Here is a 6106-nt window from a genome sequence, read left to right as displayed (position 1 = left end):
CTCCAGCACGGGCACGCCCCCGCCGCCTTCCCTCGCGCCTTCCCCGGCGCTCTCCCTCGCGCCTTCCCTGCGGCCCGCCCCCGTGCCGCTCATGGGGCCAGCCGATCCAGCTCGCCCTCCAGCGCCCACGCGCTGTCGACCAGCGAGCGCGTGTAGGGGTGCCGCGGTTCCCGTACGACCTCCTGCGTCCTTCCCGACTCCACCGCCGAACCCTCCTTGAGCACCACGATGCGGTCGGCCACGTCGGCGACCACGGCCAGGTCGTGGCTGATGAACAACAGCGCCATGCCCCGGCCCGCCACCAGCCCGTCCAGCAGCGCCAGCACCTCCGCCTGCACGGTCACGTCCAGCGCCGTGGTCGGCTCGTCGGCGATGAGCAGCTCGGGCTGACAGGCCAGCGCCATCGCGATGGCCACCCGCTGGCGCTGCCCGCCGGAGATCTCGTGCGGGTACGCCCCCGCCACCCGCTCGGGCAGGCGTACCTCCGACAGCGCCTCCATGACGGCGGCCCGCAGCGCGCCGCCGCGCAGGCCGCGCCGCCGCCTGATCGGACCGGCGACCTGCCGGCCGACCCGCATCAGCGGGTCCAGCGCGGTCAGCGGCTCCTGGAAGACCATGCTCGCCGACCGGCCGCGTACGCGGTCCAGCGTCCTGCCGGACGCGCCGACGACCTGCGTCCCGCCGAGCACCACGCTGCCGCCGGCCGTCATGCCCGCGGGCAGCAACCCCATGACGGCGAGTGCGGTCAGCGACTTGCCGGACCCCGACTCACCGACCAGGCCGAGCCGCGCGCCGGGTTCGACGGCGAACGACAGGCCGCGGACCAAGTCGTGGCCGTCCGGATGGCGTACCGAGAGGTCGTCCGCCTGCAGCAGGGTCATCGGCTGCTCCTTCGCGTCGGATCGGCCAGGTCGCGCAGGCCGTCGGCGACCAGGTTCACGCCCACCACGAGCACGACGAGCAGCACACCGGGGGCGATGGCGCCGAGCGGCGCGGTCAGCACCGTGGCCTGCGCCTCCTGCAGCAGCCGGCCCCACGAGGCGTTCGGCGGCGGCGGGCCCAGCCCCAGGTAGGACAGCGACGCCTCCGCGAGCACGGCCAGGCCGAGCTGGAGAGCCAGGTTGACCAGCAGCGTCGGCCAGATGTTCGGCAGCACGTGCTCCGTCACCAGGCGCGGCCACGAGGTGCCGGACGTGCGCGAAGCCGTGATGTAGTCCTGGGAGAGCACGCGCTTGACCAGCACCCGGGTCAGCCGCGCCACGACGCCCGACATGGCCAGGCCGATCGCGACGATCGCCGAGCCGAGCGACGCCTCGCGCACCGCCACCACCAGCATGGCCAGCAGCAGCGTCGGGAACGCGATGAGGATGTCGAGCGCGGCCGACAGCGCGTCGTCCAGCCAGCGGGTGGCGAACCCGGCGAGCAGCCCGGCCGCGACGCCCAGCACCCCGCCCACCAGCACGGAGCCGGCGCCCACCGTCAGCGCGATGCGGGCGCCCACCATGAGCCGGGTCAGCAGGTCGCGGCCCAGCTTGTCGGTGCCGAGAAGGTGCTCGCCGCCCGGTGGCGCGAGCCGCCCGCCCGTCGTGTCCGACGGATCGTAGGGCAGCCACACCAGCGACACGACGGCCACGGCGAGCACGAGGCCGACCAGCACGCACCCGGCGACGAACGTGTGCCGGCCCTTCACGGACGGCCTCCACCGACGTGCGCGCGCAACCGCGGGTCGACCAGCCGCTGGACGATGTCGGCCGCGAAGCCGATCAGCAGCACCGCGAGCGTGCTCACCACCAGCACACCCTGGATGACGGGGTAGTCGTGCTCGGAGATGCCCTCGATCAGCAGGGTGCCGAGGCCGGGCAGGGTGAACACACTCTCCACGACCACCGCCCCGAGGAACGTGGTCGCCAGCTCGATGCCCAGGATGGAGATGACGGGCACCGACGCGTTGCGCAGCCCGTGCCGCCACATCGCGCCGCCGAACGACTCGCCCATCGCCCTGGCCGTGCGCAGGAAGTCGCTGCCGAGGACGTCCACGGTGGCCGAGCGCACGTAACGGATCAGGGAGGCCGACATCACCAGCGCGATCGTGACGACCGGCAGCAGCAGCGACGTCAGCGCCCGCCCCGGCTCGGCCCAGTCCTCGCGCGGGAAGCCGCCCGCGGGCAACACCCGCAGCCGCAGCGCGAACACGGTCACCAGCAGCATGCCGATCCAGAACACCGGCACCGCGACGCCGAGCTGCGCGACCCCGTTCAGCAGCGGCCCGTACCAGCGGTCCGACCGCCACGCGGCCAGGAACCCCACGGGCAGGGCGACCACCACGGCCAGCACGAACGCGAGCAGCGTCAGCGGCACGGTGACGCCCAGCCGCGCGGCGATCTCGGATCCGACGGGCAGCTTGCTGACGAACGACGTGCCGAGGTCGAACCTGGCCAGACCGCCCAGCCAGGAGGCGAACTGCTGGGGCAGCGGCAGGTCCGAGCCGAGCTGCCGGCGTGCCGCGGCGAGCTGCTCCGGCGTCGCGCCGACCGACACGAGCGCGTTGGCCGGGTCGCCGGGCAGCAGCCGCAGCAGCACGAACAGCAGCGAGGCCGCCAGCAGCAGCGAGACCAGCAGGAACGCGGTGCGGCGCAGCAGGTAGCGCCCCATCAGCTCTTCTTGATCCCGTACGCGTAGAACTGCGAGTTCAGGCCGTTGACCGGGTAGCCGGACAGGTTCGACGCGGCCACCACGATCTGCGGGTAGAGGTAGAGCCAGTCGCTGGCCGCGTTCTCGGCGATCCGCCGGTTGGCCTTCTTCAGCAGCTCGGTCTGCTCCTCAGGGGTCCTGGCGCGCTCGGCTTCCTTGATCCACTCGCTCACCTGCTTGTCGTCGTAGCCCCAGTAGAAGCCGGGGTCGCCGTACCAGACCACGTCGCGGTCGTTGACGTGCTCCTGAAGGGTGGCGGCGAAGTCGTGGTTCTTGTACACCTTCGAGTACCACTCGTCGGCGGTGATGACGTTGATGTCGACCGTGATGCCGACCTTGGCCAGCTCGCTCTTGATGAACGCGGCGGCCGTCGGGTGGGGGTCGTAGTTGGGGGTGTCGAGGGTGAAGCGGAAGCCCTTGGCGTAGCCGGCCTCGGCGAGCTGCCGCTTGGCCAGCTCCACGTCGTACGGGTTCACCTTGGTGAGGTCCTCGTACCACGGGTCGGTGGGCGGCACCATCGAGCCGATCAGGCTGCCGTGCCCGGCCCAGATCGACTCCAGCAGCTTGGCGTCGTCGATGGCCGACGAGACCGCCTTGCGCACGAGCGGCTTGTCGAAGGGGGCCTTCCTGTCGTTGAAGGCGAGCAGCAGCTTGGTGGTGGAGTGGCCCTCGCTGACCTTGTAGTCGGGGTTGCCGGTGAACTGCTCGAGCGCGTCGGGGCTCTGCTGGCTGGTCACGATGTCCACGGCGTTGGTCAGCAGCGCGTTGTTGAGCGCCGTGGCGTCGGTGAAGTAGTGGAACACCACGCCGCCGTTGGCCGGCGGGGCGCCCCAGTAGCCGGGGAAGCGGTCGAGGCTGAGCGTGGAGCCGCGCTTCCAGGCCCCCAGCGTGTACGGCCCCGTGCCGTCCTCGGCGGTCGCCAGGTCCTTGGCGTCGGCGTTGACGATCCACACGTACGTGAGGTTGTACACCAGCGACACCGACCTGTGCGCCAGCTTGACGACCACGGTGCCGTCGTCGGGCGCCTCCACGGACTCGATCACCTCGAGGTTGCTCTTGCGCGCCGACTGGGAGTCCTCGGCGGTGACCCGCTCGATGCTGTGCTTCACGTCGGCCGCCGTCAGCTCCTTGCCGGAGTGGAACGTGACGCCGTCGCGCAGCTCGAAGGTGTACGTCAGGCCGTCGTCGGACACGTCGTACTTCTCGGCCAGGAGGTCGTCCACCTTGCCCGCGTCGGTCAGCCGGAACAATCCTTCGTACACGTTGCCGTTGAACGCCTCGGTGACGCCCTGCCCGCCGCCGGCGGTGTTGTCGAGGTTCTGGGGCTCGTACAGGGATCCGATCTCGATCACGGCCGCGGCGTCGGGCGTGGCGTCGCCTCCCGCCGGGCCTTCCTGGCCGGAGCCGCACGCGGCCAGAACGAGCGCCAGTGCGGCCACGACGCCGGCGAGTTTGCTGTTCACCATCACTCCCGAGCAATATGCACTAAATGGGTAGGTTTAGTGGGATCATACCGGGGGCCCTGAGTCGCCGCTCAGTGGCGGCTGGTAGACCCGTGGCAAACACGCGCCGCGATCCGACCCAGAATCACCCTAGTCAATGCCAAAACCAGACTGATGGGCGGTATGACCGTTCCTGGTCGGGCAGGCGTGGGCTTCCCGCAGCGCTTGCGGCCGTTCGACGGGAGGCGGATCTGAGATGGCTCCAACGGCAACGGACATCACCGATCGGAACCGCGCGGACACCGCCGCGCCGGCGCCGGAGCGCAGGCCGGTCGTGGCGGCGGCCGCGCTCTGGGGATCCGTGCTGGCGCCGTTCGCGGCGCTGACGGCCGCCGTGCCCATGGCCTGGGGCAGGGGGCTGTGCTGGGCCGACGTGGTGATCGCGGCCGGCGCCTACGCGATCACCGGGCTCGGCGTCACGTCGTCGGCAGCGTGTACGGCTCGCCGCAGAAATAGCGGTTGAGCGCGTCCACCCCCGCCAGCAACATCGGCGCGACCTTCGGATCGTTGCGCTGCACGTTCACCGAGAGCGTCATCCGGCGCCGGCCCTTCGCGTCGGCGAAGCTGAACGTCTGGTAACCCGGGATGGACCCGGTCGCCCCCCACATCTCGCCGCAGGTGAGCCCCGCCGACTCCAGTCCGAGCCCGTACCGCGGGAAGACCGGAGCCTGCGGCGTCCCGACGCCGGTGCGCATCTGGGCGAGCAGCTCGCGCGTGACCAGCCGGCCACCGAACAACGCCTGGTAGAAGCGGTTCACATCCCGGGCGTCCGACACCACCCCGTACGCCGCCCACGCGAATGACGGGTTCAGCCGGGTGATCGGCTTGAGCGAGCCCGGCACGCCGGGGTCGGCGCCCTCGGGCAGGTAGTAGCCCGTGGCGTGCGGGCCGCGGATGCCCTGCTGCGTCAGCGGCAGGTACGTGCGCGTCATCCGCGCGGGCCGGAAGATCCGCCGCCGCAGCTCGGAGCCCAGGTCGTGCCCCGTGACCTTCTCCACCAGCAGGCCGAGCAGGATGTAGCCGGTGTTGGAGTAGGAGAAGCGGCCCTGCTCCGCCCGCGGCAGCCGCTCCGCCGCTGCGACGAGCTGCCGCGGGGTGTAGGTCCTGGTCAAGCGGGCGGGGTCGGCGAACTCGGGTGCCCGCACGTAGTCGGCCAGGCCGCCCGTGTGGTTGAGCAGCTGCCGTACGGTGATCCGGTCGCCGCCCCTGACCAGGCCGGGCAGCCGGGCGGAGATCTTCTCGTCCAGGCTCACCCTGCCCTCCCGCACCAGCTGCAGGACCACTGCGGCCACCATGCTCTTGGTCAGGCTGGCGATCCGGAACCGCGCCTCGCGCGGCACCGGCGCGCGGGACTCCAGATCGGCGACCCCGCTGGTGGCGATCCAGGTGCCGCGATCGTCGTCGATCCTGGCCTGCACGCCGGGAGCGCCGGCGGCCACCATCGCGTCGAGCGCCTGGCGCACGCCGGCATGCGCCTGCGCCTGCGCGTTCGGGTTCGCCTTCGCGTTCGAGGGGAGAGGGGACAGCAGCCCCGCGGCGATCATCATGGCGACCGCCACGCGGCGGCCGGTCAGCAGGGACATGACAAGGTTCCTTCGATGGACGGCGGTGAACGATCTCCATCCTCGAAGGACCGGCGGCCGTGATCGTCCTCAATCCTGACGAACCTCGCCTGCCCCGGTGGTCGCACCCCGGCTGCGACCACAGACTGACCCGCCTCCCCCGCCCTGATCGGACCCCTTCGCACGGGGCGTCGTCAGGGCAGGTTGTCCAGCGCCTGGCGGGCGGCTTCGACGGCGCCGTCGCGGACCTCGTCGGTCACCTTCGACTGCTCACTCATGGTGTGGGTGACCCTGAGAAGGGTGGTCCCGGCTCTCAGCCACACGGTGGTCCTGGCGTTGTCCCCGAACTCG

7 protein-coding genes are annotated in these 6106 nt (G+C 71.5%); 1 reads left to right on the top strand and 6 read right to left on the bottom strand.

Annotation, left to right across the window (positions count from 1 at the left end; translation table 11 throughout):
• Positions 1–89: 89 nt before the first annotated feature.
• From E1295_RS51950 to E1295_RS27165, 4 genes are read right to left on the bottom strand one after another with little or no spacing between them, the layout of a single operon-like run.
• On the bottom strand, positions 90–881 hold the full coding sequence (locus E1295_RS51950; RefSeq protein ID WP_132634020.1) for an ABC transporter ATP-binding protein: 792 nt from the start codon (positions 879–881) through the stop codon (positions 90–92).
• Positions 878–1690 (bottom strand): ABC transporter permease, encoded by an 813-nt coding sequence (locus E1295_RS27175; RefSeq protein ID WP_132634018.1) that lies wholly within the window; start codon positions 1688–1690, stop codon positions 878–880. The genes E1295_RS51950 and E1295_RS27175 overlap by 4 nt, the downstream gene beginning before the upstream one ends.
• Positions 1687–2652: an ABC transporter permease gene (locus E1295_RS27170; RefSeq protein ID WP_132634016.1), complete on the bottom strand. Its 966-nt coding sequence runs from the start codon at positions 2650–2652 to the stop codon at positions 1687–1689. The genes E1295_RS27175 and E1295_RS27170 overlap by 4 nt, the downstream gene beginning before the upstream one ends.
• Positions 2652–4157, bottom strand: a complete 1506-nt coding sequence (locus E1295_RS27165) for an ABC transporter substrate-binding protein (RefSeq protein ID WP_132634014.1) — start codon at positions 4155–4157, stop codon at positions 2652–2654. The genes E1295_RS27170 and E1295_RS27165 overlap by 1 nt, the downstream gene beginning before the upstream one ends.
• 232 nt (positions 4158–4389) lie before the next feature.
• Between E1295_RS27165 and E1295_RS27160 the strand changes: the two genes are divergently transcribed.
• Positions 4390–4656 (top strand): hypothetical protein, encoded by a 267-nt coding sequence (locus E1295_RS27160; RefSeq protein ID WP_132634012.1) that lies wholly within the window; start codon positions 4390–4392, stop codon positions 4654–4656.
• Here the strand turns inward: E1295_RS27160 and E1295_RS27155 are convergent.
• Positions 4610–5776 carry a serine hydrolase domain-containing protein gene (locus E1295_RS27155; RefSeq protein WP_132634010.1) on the bottom strand — a complete coding sequence of 389 codons (1167 nt, stop codon included), beginning with the start codon at positions 5774–5776 and terminating at the stop codon, positions 4610–4612. The two genes, E1295_RS27160 and E1295_RS27155, sit on opposite strands and share 47 nt — an antisense overlap.
• Positions 5777–5949: 173 nt before the next feature.
• Positions 5950–6078, bottom strand: coding sequence for a hypothetical protein (locus E1295_RS51945; protein ID WP_281284772.1), 129 nt, complete (start codon positions 6076–6078; stop codon positions 5950–5952).
• Positions 6079–6106 lie beyond the last annotated feature (28 nt).

The sequence above is a fragment of the Nonomuraea mesophila genome, from assembly GCF_004352805.1.
GTDB classification, from domain to species: Bacteria; Actinomycetota; Actinomycetes; order Streptosporangiales; family Streptosporangiaceae; genus Nonomuraea; species Nonomuraea longispora.
The sequence above is the reverse complement of the archived record's forward strand: the minus strand, read 5'-3'. Positions and strand labels throughout refer to the sequence as shown.